The organism is Micromonospora sp. NPDC005324, from assembly GCF_040607155.1.
Classification (GTDB): domain Bacteria; phylum Actinomycetota; class Actinomycetes; order Mycobacteriales; family Micromonosporaceae; genus Micromonospora; species Micromonospora trifolii.
On sequence record NZ_JBEXGE010000002.1, the window covers coordinates 363,561 to 383,036 of the forward strand.

A 19,476-nucleotide genomic window follows, 5' to 3' on the forward strand; every position below is an offset into this window, starting at 1 on the left:
GCTCCGAGCGGGTGCGCTCAGTTGCCGACCCCGCAGTCCGGGGCGGACCAGCTCGTCGTGTTCGAGCTGCTGTCGCTGTTGTTCTCCCGACGCGAGTCGACGTGCACGTGGTCGTCGTGGTCGGGGTAGCCCGGCCCGTAGATCCCACTGAAGCCGTTGTTACGGGCGCCGCGGGCGACCTGGCACAGCGAGGACGTCCGTGAGGTCACGTCGGCCGCGTTGCCGTACAGGTGTTGGCTGTCGGACGCGCCGCCGACCTGGTTGTTGCAGGCGCGACTGCGGAACCCGCTGGACACGTTGAGCGGCTTGTCGCCGAGGCTCTTGCGCAGCGCCTCCAGCTTCCACATGGTGCGCAGCGCGTTCTGCTTGGTCTGGTTCGCCGACAGCGGGCCGCCGCTGTATCCGCTGCCGCCGCACCCGTTGTCCAGCTCGCCGTAGCTGAAGTGCGCGGGCGTGCAGTCGTTGTCCTGGAGTTGGTACAGCTTGGCGAAGGTCTGTGGGCCGGCGATGCCGTCGGCGCGCAGCCCGTACGCCTGCTGGAACCGCTTGACCGCGGCGGCGGTCTTCGGCCCGTAGCGGCCGTCGTTCTCCACGATGTCCCGGTAGCCGGCCCATCCGGCGATTCGGAGCTGCAACTGGCGGACGTCATCGCCGGAGCGCCCCTGGGTCAGGGTGCGGTTCCAGGTGTAACAGCCGTCCGCGTGCGCCGCCGGTGCGGCGACCACCGTGGCGATTGCGGCCCCGGGCAGTGCCAGGGCGAACGCGACGGCGACCCGCTTCAAGGTGTTTACGCGCACAGAAGTCCTCCCGATAGGAGAGCGAATGGGGTGGCACCAGGACATCGACCGAGAAGTCCCGTGATTTCCACCCTCGCACTGATCAGTGCCGTTGGAGGTGGTTAACGAGAATCGTGCTCACAATCCGCTGTCCCTGGGTATTGGCTGGGAATTCGGCTGATTTGCGAAACAGCCATTTCCGACCGATCACCCCTCCTACCACCAAGCGCACCGAACGTCGCAATCTGCCACACGGAGGGTGATGTTCCCGGGGCGATGGCGGCCGGTAACGTCAGCCTCGGGACGGCGGACTGGCGGAGGTGCGCGTGGCACGCGGTGGCGTCTTCTGTGTCGAGGGTCAGTGGCACCGTGACCTCAACGAGCGGGGCTCGGTGCTGCCCACCCTGGAGCTGCTCGAGCGGCTGGGCAAGATCCGCTTCATCCACAAGGACGCGGCCACCCGCGACGAGTTGTTCTACTTCCTGGACCGTTGGCTGCTCAAGCAGTACGCCGACCACCGGGTCGGCTTCTTCGCCATGCACGGCGAGCCGAGCCGGCTCTGCCTCACCGACTGGCAGTCCGTGGAGTTGAACGAGGTGGCCGAGCTGATGGCCGGCCGCGCGGAGGGGCGACGACTCTATTTCGGCAGCTGCTCGGTGCTGCGCGCCTCGGACGCGGTGCTGCGCGAGTTCCTGGAGGTCACCGGAGCCGCTCTGATCTGCGGGTTCACCCGGGAGGTCGACTGGGTCGAATCGGCGGCCTTCGAAACAGTGCTCCTCGACGTGCTCGCCAACGGCCAGCGACACAATGCCGCCGAGCTGCGGATGGGCTCCGCCCACTGGGCGCCGCTCGCGTCGTACCTCGGTTTCCGGGTGATCTACGCCAACGGTCGGGCCTGGCGTCCGTCCGGCCGTCCCCGGGTGCCCACCCAGGCGGTGCACCGCGCCGCGGCCCCGCCCCGCTGACCCGCCGGCCCGGCTGCGCCCGCGCCCTGGTAGGAACGGGGGATGGCACGCAGCATCGCAAGGAACACCCGGGTCGACCGCGACGGCCTGCTCGACTTCCTCCGGCCCCGGCACCGCGTCGTGTTGCTGACCACCCGGGCCGACGGGCGCCCGCAGTCCTCCCCGGTCTCCGCCGGGGTCGACGGGCAGGGGCGGCTGGTCGTCTCCACCTACCCCGAACGGGCCAAGGTGAGCAACCTCCGCCGCGACCCCCGGGTCTCGGCCTGCGTGCTCAGCGACGACTGGAACGGCCCCTGGGTGCAGATCGACGGCACCGCCGAGGTGCTCGATCTGCCCGAGGCGCTGGAGCCACTTGTCGAATACTTCCGCAGCATCTCCGGCGAGCACCCGGACTGGGACGACTACCGGGCGGCGATGGTGCGCCAGGGCAAGTCGCTGATCCGGGTCACCATCGACGCCTGGGGTCCGATCGCCACCGGTGGCTTCCCGGCCCGCCTCGCCGACTGACCGTCCGGTAGGGCCGGTGCGGGGTCCGTCAGACCAGGGCGGCGTAGACGAGCTGGCGCAGCTGGGAGCGGAGCGGGTAGGTGCTCGACGGCATCAGCTGCGTGAACAGCAACGCGGTGATCTCCTCGGCCGGGTCGACCCAGAACGCGGTGCTGGCCACCCCGCCCCAGTAGTATTCGCCGACGCTGCTCGGCACCCGGCTCGGGATCGGGTCGTCGACCACCGCGAAGCCGAGGCCGAAGCCGATCCCGTCCAGGGTGGTCTCGGCGAAGCCGCCGGTGGACAGGGTGCCCAGGTCCTGACCGCCGGGCAGGTGGTTGCGGGTCATGAACCGCACGGTGCGCGGCCCGAGTAGCCGGACGCCGTCCAGCTCGCCGCCGCGCAGCAGCAACTGTGTGAACCGGTGGTAGTCGGCGGCGCTGGAGATCAGGCCGCCACCGCCGGAGAGCAGGGCCGGCTTGCTGAACGCGAGCGACCCGAGCCTGTCGTAGCGGACGGCCCGGCCACTGCGCGGTTCCGGTACGTAGAGCGCGGCCAGCCGGTCGGCCTCGTCGCCGTCGGCCCACCAGCGGGTGTCGGTCATGCCCAGGGGGTCGAAGATCCGGTCGGCGAAGAACGCGTCGAGGCTCTGCCCGGAGATCACCTCGACGAGTCGACCGAGCACGTCGGTGGCGACGGAGTAGCCCCACGCGGAGCCGGGCTGAAACAGCAGCGGCAGCTCGCCGAAGGCCGCGCAGGCGCCGGCCAGGTCGACGTCCGCCGGCGGGTACAGGTCGTAGCCGGCGGCCCGGTAGAGCCCGTCGACCACCGAGGTCTGCATGAAGCCGTACGTCAGGCCCGCCGTGTGGGTGAGCAGGTGCCAGACCCGGATCGGCTCGACCGCCGGCACCGTGTACGGCTTGAGCGCCGACCCCTTGGAGTAGACCCGCAGGTCGGCGAACTCGGGCAGCCAGCGGCTGATCTCGTCGGTCAGCTCGAACCGGCCCTCCTCCCACAGCATCATCGCCGCGACCGAGGTGACCGGCTTGGTCATCGAGTAGATCCGCCAGAGGGTGTCGGCCTCGACCGGTGCGCCCGACTCCCGGTCGCGCAGCCCGTACGTCGAGGAGTGCGCCACCTCGCCGCGACGGGTGACCACCACCTGCCAGCCGGCCAGCCGGCCGTCGTCGACGTACCGGCCGAAGTGCTCGTCGATCCGCGCCAGCCGCGCCCTGTCGAAACCGATCTGATCCGGGTCCTTGCTCCGAGCCACACTCACGCCGCCGAACGTACTCGCCGGTACACCGACACCGGAAGGGGCCGGCACCGGCCCGCCGGCCGTCGGCTGTCGGCGGCGCCCACTAGCCTGGCCGGATGCCGGAGTTGACCGAGGACGTGACCTTCCGCAACGAGGACTGGTACGGCGAGGAGCTGACCGACCGGCACTTCGTGGGTTGCGAGTTCTTCGGGGTGGACCTGACCGAGGCGGTGAGCAGAGGGGCGGTCTTCACCGGGTGCACGTTCGGCAACGTGGCGTTCAACGCCTCCCGGCATGTCGACTCCGCCTTCACCCGTTGCGTCTTTCGGCGGTGCAACTTCTTCGAGGCCGAGTTCACCGGCTGCAAGCTGGTCGGCAGCACCTTCAGCGAGTGTGATCTGCGTCCGTTGACGGTGGACGGCGGCGACTGGTCCTTCGTCGCGCTGCCCGGTGCCGACCTGCGTGGTGTTCGGCTGACCGGGGTGCGCATGCGCGAGGTGGACCTCACCCGGGCCAATCTCACCGGTGCTACGGTCACCGGTGTCGATCTTTCCGGGGCGCAGCTGACCAACGTCCGGCTCGGGGGCGCCGACCTGCGGGGCAGCGATCTCACCGCGCTGGACCCGACGGTCGTCGAACGGGCCGGTGCCGTGATCGACGTCGAGCAGGCCGTGGTCGTCGCACAACTGCTCGGCTTCCGGATCGGCTGACCGGAAAGGCGCTCGTGGTCTGCCGAAGTGTCCGTCCGGGCGGGCCGGGTTGTCCGACAGCGTCCCATTGTGGGCTGGACACGTCCGGTAGTCCGGATCTAGCGTGTCGTCCACGCCCGGACAAACGTGAAACTGCCCACAGTGGATGGTGTGGTCCTCGGCGGTCCACAACGGCCGGGCGGCGGAGTTGGAGGGGTCGGTGGCGGACGAAGACCGCACGCGGGCTGGTTCGAGGGCTGGCGACGCGCCGCCGAGGCACCGTCCGCGTGCCATTACCGCCGGGGTGACCCGCAGCCTGTTGCGCCGCGCCCGACAGCGGCGACGCTGGGCGGTGGAGGGAGCCGCCGTACTCGTCTGCCTGGTGGTGTTGATCTCCTACCTCGCCACCCGGTCCGGTCCGGCGCCGGACGACGACCAGGCGGGTCCGGGCGGCGTGCCCGTCGGGGCCCGTTCCCCCGGTCTCCCGGCCGCCGACGGGCGCACCGGCGAGGCGGGGCCGGCGACGCCCGGCCTGCGTCCGCGCCAGCGCCCACCCTCGCCGGAGCCGACCCCGTCGGCCAGCGCGCCGGCCCCGCCGCCGGCGAAGCCCGGTGCGCCGGCGCTGACGGTGAGCAGGGGCGAGATGCCCGCCATCGTCGACCTCACTGCGGTGGGCGCCCGGGACTGGGTGCACTGGGGAGAGCGCGGCGGCCGGTCGACGAACCGTAAGCGCTCCGGCTCCGGCGAGATCATCGACGGGGGTGGCGCCGGCCGGCGGGTCGGCTGGGACGGCAACCAGGAGTACGTGCGCTGGTCCGACGGCACACCGGAGCGGTCGACGAACGGCAGCTCCAACGGCGTCTACGCCTGCGGTGCCGGGAACGGGTTCAGCCTCGCCGTCGCCGGCAGCGGCGAGCCGCGCACGGTCCAGCTCTACGCCGGCATCTGGATGGCCCGGGGGCGGCTGGAGGCGCGGCTGTCCACCGGCGGACCCGCCAGCACCGCTCGACTGGAAGACCCCTACACCAGTCAGAGCGCCCAGTTCACCATCCGTTTCACGGTGCCGAAGGGCGCCCGGCTGCTGCTGAACTGGACCGTCGAGAAGGTCTTCACGCAGCACTGCGGCAACGTCGGCCTCCAGGCCGTGACGGTGCGTTGACTGACTGACTGATCGCTGCGCATCGGGACAGCGGGACAGTTTGTCCGTCGCGGACTGTCGAATGCGTCGTAACTTTCTGCTGTCCCCATCCGACCATCCAGTGTGGAGGCAGCGGAGATGAGTAGCAGCACCGCCCACCGCGTCCGTCATGCCGCTTCGTCCGGTATCGGTGAAGCGTCCGGGGAGGTTCTTCGCGACATCCCCCTGCCGCCGTACGTGACGGGCGAGGACACCCAGTTCGCCGTACGGGCGGTGGTGGTGCACGCCCCCCGACGGTGGTCCGGTGGTGTGGTCTGCCGCAACGATGCCAGCCCGCACCCGTGCCGCCTGCACCGCTGGGGCACCCGGGTGCTGGCGCTGCGCGGGCTGCGGGCCGCTGAGATCGCCGCGCTCATCGAACGTGGTGACCCGACGGCGGTGGTCCCCCCACCAGACCGTCCGGCCTGAGCGCTCGCCGGGCCGGGAGGCGCGTTCGCGCCTCCCGGCCGCCGCTCAGCAGGTGATCGGTTTGACCCAGGAGCACTCGACGCCCTCCGGGGTGCGCGGCGTCTCCGGCACCGCCGGCGGGGCCACCCGTGCCCTCGACGCACCACCCTCGCGGAAGCCGGCCAGCGCCACGGCGATCTGGTCCTCCAGCGACTTCACCGACGCCGTCAGGTAGTTGTTCAGCAGGATGGAGAACGCCAGCAGTCGACCATCGGCGCTGGTGACGTAGCCGGAGAGCCCGGAGACACCGGTCAGGCTGCCGGTCTTGGCGTGCACGTTGCCCGCCGCCGGCGTGCCGACCATCCGGCTGCGCAGGGTGCCGCCGACGAACCGCTCGGGCCGGCCGGCGATCGGCAGCGCCGCGTACCAGGTCGCGAACCACGGTTCGGCGCGGACGGCACTCAGGAGGTCGACGAACTCCGCCGCCGGGATCAGGTTGCGCCGGGACAACCCTGAGCCGTCACGCTGGCGCAGTTTCCCGGTGTCCATCCCGGTGTCGGCGACGTACTCGCTGATCGCTGTGATACCGGCCGTCCAGGTGCCCGAGCCGGAGAGCACGCGGCCGATCTCCTTGGTCAACACCTCGGCGTGCCCGTTGTTGGACAGCTTCAGAAATGGCGTCATCAGCTCGCCCAGACTCATCGAGTCGTGGCGCGCCACCGGGTGCGCCCTCTCTGGGGTCGGCTGGCCGAGCACTGTCTGGCCGAGCACCCGGACGCCGTGTCGGTGCAGCGCCGCCCGGAACACGTCGGCCGCGTAGCCGCTGGGTTCCCAGACGGTGACCCAGTCGCTGGCGGGCTCGTCGCCGACGGCGATCTGACCGGTCACCACGACGGTGTTGCCGCCGTGCTCGCGCTCGATCGAGATCGAGGTCGCGCCGTCGCTGACCGTCTGGGCGCGGTTGTCGACGTGGACGTACCCGGTGGCGGGGGTGGTGGTGACCACCGGCGGGGCGCCGGCCCGGTCGGCCGGTGCGGCGTGCACGATCACGGTGCCCGCGTCGTAGTCGGTGTCCGGGGCGACGGTCAGCGCGGAGACCTGGGCGGCGTAGTAGTAGGGCTCGTCGTCCCAGGTCCAGTCGGGGCCGAGTCGGGTGCGGTCGTAGCGGGTGTCGTCGGCGACCAGGTTTCCACTGACGACCCGGACGCCGTCGGCGGCGACCTGCGCGGCGAGCGCGTCGTAGTCGGCGGCGAGCATTGTCGGGTCGCCCCCGCCGCGCAGGTAGAGGTTGCCGGAGAGCAGGCCCCCACGGCGTTTGCCGCTGGCCCGTACGTCGGTGCTGAAGCGGTGCCCCGGGCCGAGCAGCTCAAGGGCGGCCGTCGAGGTCAGCAGCTTGGTGTTGGACGCCGGGACCAGCCGGCGGTCGCCGTTGCGGTCGTAGAGCGTCTGTCCCGTGCTGGTGTCGACCACGACCACCGACGCCTGCGCGCCGGCCAGCCGGCTGTCGGCGAGGATCGTGTCGATGGTGGCGCGCAACTGGGTCGTCGCGGCGGTGGGCGACTCGGCCGTGGCGCCGGGCGCGCCGGCGGTGGCCGCGGTGGCTACCAGCGCGAGCAGCGCGAGGGCCCGGGGAAAGTGACGGCGATGCATCCGCTGATGCTGTCACGGAGATATTCGCCGGAGAAGGCCCTCCGGCGAAAGATGTTGCCGTCTGGGCTACTTCGGCCCGCCGACCGACTTCTCGTGACCACCCCAGTAGTGCCGCTGGGCCCCCATGACCATGGGCGCGACCAGTGCGGCGAGCGCCCCGCCGAGCAGCGGGAAGACGATGAACACCCAGAGCTGCCGCAGGGCTGCACCGCCCTCGAAGACCGCCGGGCCGAACGCGCGGGCCGGGTTGACCGCCGCGCCGGTGAGCGTCACGCCCACCAGTTGGGTCGCGGCGAGGGCCAACCCGATGGCCAGTCCGGCGGTGCCCGGATTCTCGCTCCGACTGGTCACCACCAGCACGACCAGCACGAAGAGAAAGGTCAGCACGACTTCCAGCACTGCCGCGCCGCCCCGGTTGATGTGCGCGCCGTAACCGTTGGTGCCCAGGGCCCCGGTCTGGTCCGCGACGTCACCCCACCGGGTGAGCGCCCAGAGCACGAAGCCCGCGACGGTCGCGCCGACGAACTGCGCGATCCAGTACGCCACCGCCCCGAGCAGCGAGATCTTGCCGGAGAGCAGCACACCGAGCGTGACCGCTGGGTTGACGTGGCTGCCGGAGAGTGGGCCGATCGTGTAGACGAGGGCCACCATCACGAACCCGAAGGCCAGCGCCACCACCACCACGCCGCCCTGGACCCGTGCGGCGACCGCGCTGCCCACCCCGAAGAACACCAGCAGCAGGGTGCCGAGGAACTCGGCCGCGTACCGACGGAAGTCGCTCATGCACTCAGCGTAAGTGCAGGTCAGGTGGTCGAAGCCGGAATGGCCGTCTGTGATCGGCGCGACGGTCGAGCACGGGCACAGCGACGACGTCCGACGCGTTGTAGTCCACGTGGACACCCACCCCGCGGACGTCGTGGTGATCGGCGCTGGGCAGGCCGGCCTGAGCGCCGGCCACCACCTGCACCGCACCGGATTCGCGCCCGGCAGCGGCTTCGTCATCCTCGACGCCGACGACGGGCCCGGCGGCGCCTGGCAGCACCGCTGGCCGACGCTGGTCTTCGACCGGGTGCACGGCTTCCACGACCTGCCCGGTCTGCCGCTGCCGCCCACCGATCCCCAACGCCCGGCCTCCGAGCAGGTCAGCGCCTACTTCGCCGCGTACGAAAGGGCCTTCGACCTCCCGGTGCGGCGGCCGGTGCGGGTCCGGGCGGTGCGCTCCCGCCCGGACGGCCGGCTGGATGTGCACACCGACCGGGGCACCTGGACCGCCCGGGCCCTGATCAACGCCACAGGCACCTGGACGCGACCGTTCTGGCCGCACTACCCGGGCCGGTCGACCTTCCGGGGGCGGCAACTGCACACCGCCGACTATCGGGGGCCGGCCGAGTTCACCGGCCTGCGCGTCGTGGTGGTCGGAGGCGGCACCTCGGCCGTGCAACTGCTCGGCGAGGTCTCCACCGTCGCGGCGGCCACCACCTGGGTGACCCGCCGGCCGCCGATCTTCAACGACGAGGAGTTCGGCCCGGAACTGGGTCGCGCCGCGGTGGCCCGGGTGGACGAGGCGGTCCGTGCCGGCCGACCGCCGGGGAGCGTGGTGGGCGTGACCGGGCTTCCGGTCACCCCGGAGGTACGCCGACTGCGCGAGCGCGGCGTCCTGGACCGTCTACCCATGTTCGACCGGATCACGCCCGACGGGGTGGCCTGGACGGACGGGCGGAACGTGTCGGCGGACGTGATCCTCTGGTGCACCGGCTTCCGGGCGGCCATCGACCATCTCGCCCCGCTGGGGCTGCGCGCGCCGGGCGGCGGTATCACGATGGACGGCACCCGGGTGGTCGCCGACCCACGGGTTCACCTGGTCGGGTACGGCCCCTCGGCCAGCACGATCGGGGCCAACCGGGCCGGCCGCACGGCGGTCAACGAGATTCGCGCCTGGCTGGCGCCGGCCCCCGCTCTCCACTGACCTGGCTCTATTTGACGGATGGTCCGGCAGCGGGCACGGTGGGAGTGACGGGGCCGTCAGCTGCCCCGATCCGATGCGACGGCGATGACCGTTCGCCCCTCTGTCGCCTCCCACGTGTGCTCGTACGCGGGCTGACTGTCCGGTCCGTGTGGTATCCGACCGCGAGCCGAGAATCCACGAGGAGTTCCAACAATGCTCACCATGACCGACAACGCCGTGCTCGTCATCCGTGACCTCGCCAACCAACAGGACGTCGCCCAGGACGGCGGTGTGCGTATCGCCGCCGACACCGAGGCCGGCTCGCTCAGCGTCGAGCTGGTGCCCGAGCCGGTACAGGGCGATCGGGTGGTCGACAACCAGGGCGCCCGGATCTTCCTGGACGAGGACGCCGCCGAGTTGCTCGGCGACGCGTCGGTGGACGCCACCGTCGACGACGAGGGCATCATCCAGTTCGGCTTCACCGAGAAGCAGTAGACCCGGCCTCAGCGCAGCGGTCGTCCCCGCTGCGGTGGACCCTGCCCGGGGTGCCACCGCGGCGCGCCGTCGCCGGCCGGGTGCAACAGTGTGCCGAGCACGTGGGCCAGGTGGTGCGAGGTGCTCCACGCCGCCCAGTTGGCGGTCGAGCCGGCCCCGGCGCCCCGGCGGGCCCGGCGCAGCAGCTCGTGGTCACCCCAGGAGAAGGCCGCCCCGCTGGTCGGCCAGTGTGGCGCCGACACCAGCGTGCGACACAGGTCGGCGAACCGGTCGTCGCCCCGGCCGCCGCGTCGCGCCCAGCGGTAGACCCACCAGCTGCCGTCGTCGGTGTACCGCACGGTCGGCAACCGGTCGCCGTCACCGGTGGCCGGCCCGGCCGGGTGGACGCCGTAGTCGCCGTAGTCGACCCCGGCGTCGGCAAGTCGTCGCCACAGTTGCCAGTCCCAACGGTCCAGCTGGACCGGCTCGTCGGTGGGCAACCGGGACAGCGTCGGCGGCATACCGCCCGCCGCCACCGTCACCGACCGCCAGGCGTGGCGGCGCGCCCAGTCCAGCAGGTGGCGTACCCGCGGCTCGGTGGCCCGCACGTCCGCCGGGCAGCAGACGTCCCCCGCGTCCACCAGCAGGTCGCACTCCTCCGGGACGAGGTCGGTGAACCGCCAGATCCGTTCCACGGCGGTGGTGCTCGCGTCCGGCCCGGCCCGGTCCCGACCGGCCCGCAGCCGGATGAGCGCGCGCCGGCCGTACGCCCGCGCCGCCGCGCCGTGCGCGACCAGCCGGTGGTCGCTCTCGGAGAGCCCGATCACCGGCACCACCGGTACGCCCCAACGGGTCAGCTCCGCCTCGGGGATGTCGGGCAGCGCGCTGACGTCGATGGCGGGCAGCAGCCCGGACGGCAACCGGCGGATGGCGTCCATCGTGGACCGACCGATTTCGCCGATGTCCAGGATCGGGGCGACCAGTGCGACGTACGCGGGATCGAGGTGGTTCAGGGCCTCAAGCTCGCCCCGTCGGTTGGCGAGGATGGGGCGGTAGACCGGTGCCGCCGCCCGGCCCCCGTCGGCGGGCACCATAGTTCAATCTAGCCAGGCATACGCACATCACCCAGGGATGTAAGCCGGAATTCGGCTGCTGGACTGTCGGTTCGGCGACTACCATCCACCGGTGCCCAAGCCAATCCACAGATACCGATCCGACGACGAGGACAGCGCGCGGTGGAGCGGTTTCCCGTTCCGTGACGGCGACATCGTGATCAGCACCCGGTCGAAGAGCGGCACCACCTGGATGCAGATGATCTGTGCGCTCCTGGTGCTTCGTACCCCGGAGTTGCCGGCGCCGCTGACGGTGCTGTCGCCGTGGCTGGACTGGTTGGGCGAGCCGCAGGCCACTGTGTACGACCGGCTGGCCGCCCAGGAACACCGGCGGTTCATCAAGACGCACACCCCGCTGGACGGGGTGCCGCTCGACCCTCGGGCGCACTACGTGGTGGTGGCCCGGCATCCGCTGGACATGGCGGTCTCCCTCTACCACCAGGGCGCCAACCTGGACCGGGCGCGCCTCGCCGAGCTGACCGGTCAACCGGCCCCGGCCGGGCCACCCCGAGAGCGGCCCGGAGTGCGGGAGTGGCTGCTGAGCTGGGTCGACCGGGAGGTGGACCCGCACACCGAGCTGGATTCACTGCCCGGGGTGCTGATGCACCTGAGTGACGCGTGGGCCCGCCGGCACGAGCCGAACGTCGAGCTGGTGCACTACGACGACCTGCTGGCCGATCTGGGCGGTGAGATGCGCCGGCTCGCCGACCCGTGGAAACTCCCGAGCCCGGGGCCGGAGTTGGTGGAGGCCGCCACCTTCGGTCGCATGCGGGAGCGCGCCGACCGGCTCGCACCGGACACGCTGGGCGTGCTGCGTGACCGCCAGGCGTTCTTCCGCCGAGGCGGCTCAGGTCAGGGACGCGACCTCCTGGACAACGCCGGCCTGGCCCGCTACCGGGAGAGGGCCGCGAAGCTGGCCCCGCCCGACCTGCTCACCTGGCTGCACCGCTAGCCCTACGGGCGCACAAGAGCGCGCGGCGCCGCTCCGTGATCGGAACGTCGCCGCGCTCTGGCCGTCTCCCACCATCGCAGCCGTTCGGCGGTACGCCAGCGGGGACCTGGCTCGACCGGCCCATCGTGCCGGTCCGCTTCTCGATCCCCGTTCCGTGCGGATCCAAACCCGCCCAGCGTGGGAAATTCCACCATTCGCGAGTCCCGGCGTGGCGGGCCGCCGGACGGGGTATGAGCGTGGACATGGAGCATTTCACTATCGCGACTGTCGCCGAGAAGAGCCCGGATTTCCGGCGCGTGCTGTGGACCGGTGAGCACACTCAGCTGGTCATCATGACCATCCCTGCCGATGGAGAGATCGGCGAGGAGGTTCACGAGGACACCGATCAGATCCTCACCTTCGTGAGCGGCGTCGGCGAGGCGCGGGTCGCCGGCGCGAAGCGGAAGGTCGTCGCGGGCGACCTGGTCGTGGTGCCGGCGGGCACTAAGCACAACTTCGTCAACACCGGCCCCAACCCGCTGGTGCTGTACACGGTCTACGGGCCGCCGGAGCACGCCGACAAGGCCGTGCACAAGACCAAGGAAGAGGCCGACGCGGCCGAGGCGGCGGGCGAGGACGAGCCACCGACCGAGTGATCGCCTCCGGCCTGATCCGGGCCGATGCGGGTACCCCCGGCGGGTGGAGCAGCAGCCGCAGATCTCCGACTACGGGTTCCTCTCGGACTCTCGTTCGGGTGCGCTGGTCGGCAAGGACGGCTCGATCGACTGGTGGTGCCCGCATCGGTTCGACGGGGCGTCGGTGTTCGCGCGGCTGCTCGACCCGGGGGCCGGCCACTTCCGGCTGGCGCCGGTCGGTGTCGGCGGCCCGGGTCACCGGGTGGAGCGCGCGTACCTGCCGGACACGTTGGTTCTGCGGACGGTGCACCACACCCCGCAGGGCAGCGTGGCGGTCACCGACGCGCTGGCCGCCGAGGTCGGCGCCCGCGCCCACGAGCTGGGCAAGAACTCACCCGCCGTGCTGATCCGGGTGGTCGAGGGGCTCTCCGGGCGGGTGCGGATGGCGCTGGACTTCGCGCCCCGCCCGGAGTACGGCCTGCTCACGCCGTACCTGCACGAGCAGCCGGACGGCGGGGTGCTGGCCGGCGCCGGCCCGGTGGTGCTGATGTTGCGCGCCGGGGGCCTGCACCTGCGGGCGGGCGCCGACCGGGTGACCCACGAGTTCGAGGTCTCCGCCGGTCAGGTGATCGGGATGGACCTCGCGTTCGGCGAGGCGTACGGCGACCCGCCGGCCCGGGTGGACCCGCTGACCACCCTCGCCGAGACGACAGCGGCGTGGCAGGCGTTCCGGGAGACGCACGGGTACTCCGGCCGTTACCCCGAACTCGTCACACACAGCTCGACGGTCCTGACCGGCCTCACGTACGCCCGCAGTGGCGCTGTCGCCGCCGCGCTGACCTCCTCGCTGCCGGAGCAGATCGGCGGCGACCGGAACTACGACTACCGCTACTCCTGGCTGCGGGACTTCTCGTTGACGATGCGGGCGCTCTGGGTGGCGGCCTGCCCCGACGAGACGTCCCGGCTGTTCGCCTGGGCGACCCGCTCGATCGGGAGGTTCGGCGATGAGCCCGTGCCGGTGCTCTTCGGGCTGGAGGGGGAGCGCGACCTCTCCGAGCACCACTGCACCCACCTGCGCGGCTACCGCGACAGTCGACCCGTGCGGGTCGGCAACGACGCCTGGCGGCAGCGGCAGCTCGACGTGCCGGGTGAGGTGATGTCGGCGGTGTGGCGGCTGCGCGACTACCTCGGCGCGCGGTTCGAGGACGAGCTGCGGGAGATGGTGCTCGGGCTGACCGAGCAGGTGGCCGCGACGTGGCACCTGCCGGACCGGGGCATCTGGGAGACCCGCGACGAGGAGCGCCACTACGTCTCGTCCAAGGTGTCCTGCTGGTTGACGATGGACCGGGCGGTGGGCCTCGCCGACCGGCTCGGTGATCGGGCCGACCCCCTTCGCTGGGCCCGGGTACGCGACGAGATCCGCGACACCGTGCTGCGCGAGGGGTGGAACGAGCGGATCGGGGCGTTCACCGGCGCGTTCGGTTCGGCGGAGCTGGACGCCTCGGTGCTCGCCCTGCCGGTCACGCACTTCCTGCCGGCCACCGACCCGCGGATGCGCTCGACGATCGCGATGGTCGAGCGCGAGCTGGGCACCGAGGACGGCCTGCTGCGCCGCTGGACGACCGACCCGGCCGGATTCCTGCTGTGCTCGTTCTGGCTGGTGGAGTGCCTGGTGATGACGGGCGAGCAGCAGCGCGCCGAGGCGCTCTTCGAGCGGGTCGTCGGTTACTCCAACGACGTGGGGCTGTTCAGCGAGCAGATCGACCTCACCACCGGCATGCAGCTCGGCAACACCCCGCAGGCGCTCTCGCACATCGGGCTGATCAACGCGGCCTGGCGGATCACCGAGCCGGAGAGCTACTGATCGGTCGGCGTTTCCGTCAGGGCCGGAATCCTGCAACAGACCTGCAAGCGCCAGGCATTGACGCTGATGGTTGGACAGTCCTAGCCTCGAAGCATCGGGAAAGCCCTTTCCCCAGGGCTTCGATCCCGCTTCACTCCGCTTCGGATCCGGGCGTCCGGCGGGGGCGCACACCGATCCCGTTCAGCGCAGCACGCCGTGCCGACACGTCTCGGTACGGCCGCCGAGGGATCACCACCACATGCGTCAAGGAGGACACCTGTGCAGAAAAGACGACTCACCGGCCGCCGACCACTCCTGCTGGCGGTGGGTGCCGGGGTGACAGCGGCGGCCCTCGCCGCCGGCATGACCTCGGCCTTCGCGGCCACCGTCTTCAGCGACGACTTCACCGACGGCGACACCTCCGGCTGGTCCAAGTCCGGCGGCACCTGGACCGTCGACGGCTCGGGCGTGCTCAACCAGTCCAACGCCGGCAGCGAGCTGGCCCGGCAGTTCGCCGGCCAGACCAGCTGGACCAACTACTCCGTGCAGGCCCGGGTCAGGCCGGTGAACTTCGGCTCGTCCAGCGCCCTGGTAGGGCTCGCCGCCCGCTCCACCAGCAGCACCAAGATGTACCGGCTGGCCCTGCTCGGCTCCGGCCGGGCCGAGCTCCAGGCGGTCAACGGCAGCTCCGTCACGGCGATCGGTTCCGCCGCGCTGGGCGTCGGCACCGGCACCTGGTACACACTGCGCATCGAGACCAGCGGCAGCACGATCCGCGGCTTCGTCAACGGCACCCAGATCGCGTCCGGCAGCAACAGCCTGGCCGGCGCGGGCCGGATCGGACTGGTCACCGTGTACGCCAGTGGCGGCTTCGACGACGTGGCTGTCGACTCCTCCGGCGGCGGCACCCCGACCACGCCGCCGACCACCACCCCACCACCCACCACCACGCCACCGCCGACCACCACACCTCCGCCGGCTGGCTGGCCGACGCCCACCAGCAGCCAGAAGGTGGACGCGACGATAGCGGTCTCCGGCACCTTCGACGGTGGGCTCAAGCGCTACTACGGCATCGGTGACGGCGGGCAGAGCGAGAGCCAGGACCCGATGTTCGAGCTGGCCGCCGGCGCCACCCTGCGCAACGTGATCATCGGCGCCCCGGCCGGCGACGGCGTGCACTGCGAGGGCAACTGCACCCTGATCAACGTCTGGTGGGAGGACGTCGGCGAGGACGCCGCGACCTTCCGCGGCGGCACCACGTACACCGTCGACGGCGGCGGGGCCCGCTCCGCCAGCGACAAGGTCTTCCAGCACAACGGCTCGGGCACCGTCTACATCAAGAACTTCCGGGTGGAGAACGCCGGCAAGCTCTACCGCGCCTGCGGCAACTGCTCCACGTCGTACCAGCGGCACGTGGTGTTCGACAACGTGATCGTCCGGAACACCGACGCGATCGCCGGCATCAACACCAACTGGGGCGACACCGCCCGGTTCAGCCGGATCACCATCGTCGGCGACCCGGACCGGGAGACCTCGATCTGCGTGAAGTACAAGGGCGTGCCGAAGGGCAGCGAGCCGACCGAGATCGGCGAGGGCGCCGACGGCGTCAACTGCCTCTACTCGCCCTCGGACATCACCTACCAGTAGACCGGCACGACGGCACCCCGCGTACCCCGGTCCGCGGGGTGCCGTCACCTCACCCCATCAGGGGTACGCCGGAGACGTCGACGGTGTCCGGATACTTCAGCCCGGAGCCGGTGTTGAGCACCACCACCCGCTCGCCGGCCCGGATCCACCCGCCCGCGCGCAGTTGCCGCGCCGCCGTGAGGCAGGCCGCCCCCTCCGGGCAGAGCAGCAGCCCCTCCCGGGCGGCGAAGTCCCGCAGATCGGCCAGGATGTCCGCGTCGTCGACGGCGACGGCAGTACCGGAGGACTCCCGCAGCGCCGCCAGGATCAGCTCGTCGCCCAACGGGGCCGGAACGGTGATGCCGAACGCCACGGTGTGCGCGTCCGCCCAGGGCTGCGCCCGATCCTCGCCGGCGGCGAACGCCCGCACGATCGGCGCGCAGCCGGTGGACTGCACCGCCACCAGCCGGGGCAGCTTGTCGCCGATCCAGCCCAGCTCGCGCATCTCGTGCAGCGCCTTGTGGATGCCGATCAGGCCGACACCGCCGCCGGTCGGATAGATGATCACGTCGGGCGCCTGCCAGCCGAGCTGCTCGACGATCTCGTACCCCATCGTCTTCTTGCCCTCCAGCCGGTAGGGCTCGCGCAGCGTGCCGGCGTCGAAGATCGCCCCATTCGACTCCGCGATCAGCTCGGCCACCCGCCGACCGGCGTCGCCGATCAGGCCGTCGATCAGGCGCAGGTCGGCGCCGGCGGCGACGCACTCGCGCCGGCAGATGCTCGGCGCCTCCAGCGGCATGACGATTGTCGCGCCCATTCCGGCCCGCGCGGCGTACGTGGCCCAGGCCGACCCGGCGTTGCCGTTTGTGGGCATCGCGATCCGCTCGACGCCCAGCTCGCGGGCCCGGCTCACCCCGACCGCAGCGCCCCGGGCCTTGAACGAGCCGGTCGGGATCAACCCCTCGTCCTTGACCATCAGGTCCGCGATGCCGATCTCGGTGCCGTACGCCGGGGCGCGCAACAGCGGAGTCCAGCCCTCACCCAGCGTGGTGACGTGCCGAGGGTCGGCGACCGGCAGCACCTCCCGGTAGCGCCACAGGTCGGCCGGGCGCAGGGGAAAGCGTTCCGGGGTGACCGCCTTCGCCACCGCCGGCAGGTCGTAGCGGGCCAGCAGCGGCGACCCGCACTCGCAGAGATTCTGTAACCGGTCGGCGGCGTGCTCCTTGCCGCAGCGCGGGCAGTCCAGGTGGGTCAGGTACACGTCGCTCCTCGCCGTCACACCGCGTCGATGGGGAGTCTGCCAGTGCGTACCGGCCAAGACCAGCCGCTGGGTGCCGGAGTGTCCGGTTCGCTCGGCGGCGGGGGCCGCGGCGGGGTAGAACGGACCTCATGGACCTCACCGACCAGCCCACCGCCCTGCTCCCCGGTGACGTGCGGATGCCCCTGCTCGGCTTCGGCACCTGGCAGGCCACCGGCCAGGCCGGTTACGACGCCGTGCTGGCCGCGCTCGACACCGGCTACCGGCACCTCGACACCGCCACCGTGTACGGCAACGAGCGGGAGGTCGGCCGGGCGGTGCGGGAGAGCGGGCTGCGTCGGGAGGATCTCTTCATCACCACCAAGCTTCCGCCGGACCGGGTGGGCCGGGAGCGCGCGACGCTGGAGGCCAGCCTGGAGGCGCTCGGCGTCGAGCACGTGGACCTCTGGCTGATCCACTGGCCGCCGTCGTCACCGGGGGACAGCATCCCGCTCTGGCGCGAGCTGCTCGCCGCCCGCGACGAGAACCTCGCCCGGGCGGTCGGGGTGAGCAACTACAGCACCGCGGAGATCGACGAGCTGATCCAGTCCACCGAGGAGAACCCGGCGGTCAACCAGATCCGGTGGAGCCCGTCGCTGTACGACAGGCAGCGGCACGCCGAGCACCGGGACCGGGGGGTGGTGCTGGAGGGGTACAGCCCGTTCAAGACCAGCGACCTCAGTGACCCGGTGCTGACCAGGATCGCCGGCGCGCACGCTGTCTCCCCGGCGCAGGTGGTGCTGCGGTGGCACATCGACCACGAAATCGTGGTGATCCCGAAATCGGTCACCCCGGAGCGGATCACCGCCAACTTCGACGTCTTCCACTTCTCGCTCACGGCCGAGGAGATGCGCGACATCGACGCGCTCGGCGAGGTCTGAATCGGCGAATTCCTTCAGCCTGCGACGCGGCCGTGAAGGGTATCGACATCGACGTACGTGACGGTATAGCGTGCCCGTCATCACGTTCGTCGATCCGTTCGTACCCGCCGTCGCTGGAGGATCGCCATGGCCCGAACCCCGTCCATCCGTCTGCGCCGCCGTGGGGTGCTCGGCATCCCCGCTCTGGTGGTGGCCGCGCTGACCGTCGTCGCCCGACCCACCGCGGCCAGCGCCGCGCCGAAGGCCGAGTGCCTCGCCGACCTGCTCCAGGACGCCTGATGGCGACGATTCCCTGGCTGGTGGACGTGCTGCGCGCCGCCGGGGTCCAGGTCGTGGTCGAGGGCGACTGGCTCAACCGGATGCGGCCCGGCTCCTTCGACCCGATCGGGGTGCTCTGGCACCACACCGCCTCGACCTCCAGCGCCAGCAACCCGCACCCGGCGCTCGGCATCTGCATCAACGGCCGATCCGACCTGCCGGGGCCGCTGTGCCAGGCGCTCGTCGACTACAACGGTGTCTTCCACGTCATCTCCGCCGGCCGGTGCAACCACGCCGGGGTGAGCGGCGGCAGTGGGCCGATCCCGGCCGGGGACGGCAACACCCTCTTGATCGGGTGGGAGATCGACTACAACGGCGTCAACCAGGAGATGACGGCCGCGCAGTACAACGCGTCGCTGGCCGCCACCGCCGCCGTGCTCACCCGGCTCGGCCGGGACAGCAGCTACGCCCGGGGCCACCGGGAGACCAGCACCACCGGCAAGATCGACCCGTCGTTCATCGACCTGAACGTCATGCGCGCCGACGTGGCGGCGAGAATGGCCGGCGGCGGCACGGCATGGTCCTCCACCGTGGACAACACCACCAGCGGTCGGTTCACCGCCAGCGCCAACTGGGGCGTGTCGTCGTACTCCAGTCAGCGGTACGGCGCCGACTACCGCTACGCGGATCCGGTCGCCGCCAGCGACGTCGCGTGGTACCGGTTCAACGTCCCGGCCACCGCCAGCTACCGGGTCGATGCCTGGTGGCCGGCGAACTCGGGCTACAACAGCGCCGCGCCGTACATCGTCGCCACCAGCACCGGCAACCAGACCGTCCGGGTCGACCAACGGGCCACCGGCGGGCAGTGGCGCATCCTCGGCACGTTCACACTCCCGGCCGGTGACGCCAACCGGGTGGGCGTGAGCCGGTGGAGCAACACCACCGGCCTGGTCATCGCCGACGCCGTACGCCTCACCCGCGTCTGACAGTGATCTCGCAAGCGGTGGGGGGGGGGGGCGCTGTGGGGGGGCCCCCCCGCACTTTATGTGTGGGTGGGGGGTGTTA

20 protein-coding genes are annotated in these 19,476 nt (G+C 71.5%); 14 read left to right on the forward strand and 6 right to left on the reverse strand.

The genetic code is table 11. The features are described 5' to 3' along the window. Nucleotides 1-17: 17 nt before the first annotated feature. Nucleotides 18-797, reverse strand: a complete 780-nt coding sequence (locus ABZS40_RS03705; RefSeq protein ID WP_354941538.1) for a D-Ala-D-Ala carboxypeptidase family metallohydrolase — start codon at nt 795-797, stop codon at nt 18-20. Between the two features lie 305 nt (nt 798-1,102). Here ABZS40_RS03705 and ABZS40_RS03710 point away from each other — a divergent pair, with 305 nt between their 5' ends. Further along, nucleotides 1,103-1,741, forward strand: a complete 639-nt coding sequence (locus ABZS40_RS03710; RefSeq protein WP_124857839.1) for a DUF6642 family protein — start codon at nt 1,103-1,105, stop codon at nt 1,739-1,741. Nucleotides 1,742-1,783: 42 nt separating this feature from the next. Beyond that, the gene (locus tag ABZS40_RS03715) at nt 1,784-2,248 is read left to right on the forward strand and encodes a PPOX class F420-dependent oxidoreductase (RefSeq protein ID WP_354941541.1); all 465 of its coding nucleotides are present in this window, start codon (nt 1,784-1,786) and stop codon (nt 2,246-2,248) included. A gap of 28 nt (nt 2,249-2,276) precedes the next feature. On the opposite strand, the gene ABZS40_RS03720 is transcribed toward ABZS40_RS03715, so the two are convergent. Then, nucleotides 2,277-3,506, reverse strand: coding sequence for a serine hydrolase domain-containing protein (locus ABZS40_RS03720; RefSeq protein ID WP_354941543.1), 1,230 nt, complete (start codon nt 3,504-3,506; stop codon nt 2,277-2,279). Between the two features lie 95 nt (nt 3,507-3,601). On the opposite strand from ABZS40_RS03720, the gene ABZS40_RS03725 reads away from it, so the two are divergent. The 3 genes from ABZS40_RS03725 to ABZS40_RS03735 all read left to right on the forward strand — a co-directional run bounded on the left by ABZS40_RS03725 (nt 3,602) and on the right by ABZS40_RS03735 (nt 5,780). Next, nucleotides 3,602-4,195 carry a pentapeptide repeat-containing protein gene (locus tag ABZS40_RS03725; RefSeq protein ID WP_112582257.1) on the forward strand — a complete coding sequence of 198 codons (594 nt, stop codon included), beginning with the start codon at nt 3,602-3,604 and terminating at the stop codon, nt 4,193-4,195. Between the two features lie 283 nt (nt 4,196-4,478). After that, nucleotides 4,479-5,333 (forward strand): hypothetical protein, encoded by an 855-nt coding sequence (locus ABZS40_RS03730; protein WP_354941546.1) that lies wholly within the window; start codon nt 4,479-4,481, stop codon nt 5,331-5,333. Between the two features lie 117 nt (nt 5,334-5,450). Continuing rightward, a complete protein-coding gene (locus ABZS40_RS03735; protein WP_354941548.1) occupies nt 5,451-5,780 on the forward strand; it encodes a hypothetical protein in 330 nt (109 codons plus the stop codon). A gap of 45 nt (nt 5,781-5,825) precedes the next feature. Here ABZS40_RS03735 and dacB read toward each other — a convergent pair whose 3' ends face one another. Further along, entirely contained in the window at nt 5,826-7,409 is a 1,584-nt protein-coding gene (gene dacB / locus ABZS40_RS03740; protein WP_354941550.1) for a D-alanyl-D-alanine carboxypeptidase/D-alanyl-D-alanine-endopeptidase, read from the reverse strand. 66 nt (nt 7,410-7,475) lie between these two features. Further along, entirely contained in the window at nt 7,476-8,192 is a 717-nt protein-coding gene (locus ABZS40_RS03745) for an aquaporin (RefSeq protein WP_354941552.1), read from the reverse strand. 49 nt (nt 8,193-8,241) lie between these two features. On the opposite strand from ABZS40_RS03745, the gene ABZS40_RS03750 reads away from it, so the two are divergent. Together ABZS40_RS03750 and ABZS40_RS03755 are read left to right on the forward strand one after the other, a co-directional pair. After that, entirely contained in the window at nt 8,242-9,375 is a 1,134-nt protein-coding gene (locus ABZS40_RS03750) for an NAD(P)-binding domain-containing protein (protein ID WP_354941554.1), read from the forward strand. Nucleotides 9,376-9,567: 192 nt separating this feature from the next. Continuing rightward, entirely contained in the window at nt 9,568-9,849 is a 282-nt protein-coding gene (locus ABZS40_RS03755; protein ID WP_354941556.1) for an adhesin, read from the forward strand. Between the two features lie 8 nt (nt 9,850-9,857). Here the strand turns inward: ABZS40_RS03755 and ABZS40_RS03760 are convergent, their stop codons facing one another. Next, nucleotides 9,858-10,922: a hypothetical protein gene (locus tag ABZS40_RS03760; RefSeq protein WP_354941558.1), complete on the reverse strand. Its 1,065-nt coding sequence runs from the start codon at nt 10,920-10,922 to the stop codon at nt 9,858-9,860. 91 nt (nt 10,923-11,013) lie between these two features. Here ABZS40_RS03760 and ABZS40_RS03765 point away from each other — a divergent pair, with 91 nt between their 5' ends. From ABZS40_RS03765 to ABZS40_RS03780, 4 genes are all read left to right on the forward strand, one after another. Beyond that, entirely contained in the window at nt 11,014-11,892 is an 879-nt protein-coding gene (locus ABZS40_RS03765) for a sulfotransferase domain-containing protein (protein WP_354941560.1), read from the forward strand. Nucleotides 11,893-12,134: 242 nt separating this feature from the next. After that, the gene (locus ABZS40_RS03770; RefSeq protein ID WP_354941562.1) at nt 12,135-12,527 is read left to right on the forward strand and encodes a cupin domain-containing protein; all 393 of its coding nucleotides are present in this window, start codon (nt 12,135-12,137) and stop codon (nt 12,525-12,527) included. Nucleotides 12,528-12,570: 43 nt separating this feature from the next. Further along, a complete protein-coding gene (locus ABZS40_RS03775; protein WP_354941564.1) occupies nt 12,571-14,370 on the forward strand; it encodes a glycoside hydrolase family 15 protein in 1,800 nt (599 codons plus the stop codon). A gap of 258 nt (nt 14,371-14,628) precedes the next feature. Continuing rightward, the gene (locus tag ABZS40_RS03780; RefSeq protein WP_354941566.1) at nt 14,629-15,996 is read left to right on the forward strand and encodes a pectate lyase; all 1,368 of its coding nucleotides are present in this window, start codon (nt 14,629-14,631) and stop codon (nt 15,994-15,996) included. 49 nt (nt 15,997-16,045) lie between these two features. Here the strand turns inward: ABZS40_RS03780 and ABZS40_RS03785 are convergent, their stop codons facing one another. Further along, complete coding sequence (locus ABZS40_RS03785; RefSeq protein ID WP_354941568.1) at nt 16,046-17,236, reverse strand: threonine synthase; 1,191 nt, start codon at nt 17,234-17,236, stop codon at nt 16,046-16,048. Between the two features lie 128 nt (nt 17,237-17,364). Between ABZS40_RS03785 and ABZS40_RS03790 the strand changes: the two genes are divergently transcribed. From ABZS40_RS03790 to ABZS40_RS03800, 3 genes are all read left to right on the forward strand, one after another. Beyond that, on the forward strand, nt 17,365-18,153 hold the full coding sequence (locus tag ABZS40_RS03790) for an aldo/keto reductase (protein ID WP_354941570.1): 789 nt from the start codon (nt 17,365-17,367) through the stop codon (nt 18,151-18,153). Between the two features lie 126 nt (nt 18,154-18,279). Next, on the forward strand, nt 18,280-18,432 hold the full coding sequence (locus ABZS40_RS03795; protein ID WP_354941572.1) for a hypothetical protein: 153 nt from the start codon (nt 18,280-18,282) through the stop codon (nt 18,430-18,432). Then, nucleotides 18,432-19,397 (forward strand): N-acetylmuramoyl-L-alanine amidase, encoded by a 966-nt coding sequence (locus ABZS40_RS03800; RefSeq protein WP_354941574.1) that lies wholly within the window; start codon nt 18,432-18,434, stop codon nt 19,395-19,397. The genes ABZS40_RS03795 and ABZS40_RS03800 overlap by 1 nt, the downstream gene beginning before the upstream one ends. The last annotated feature ends 79 nt before the right edge of the window (nt 19,398-19,476 follow it).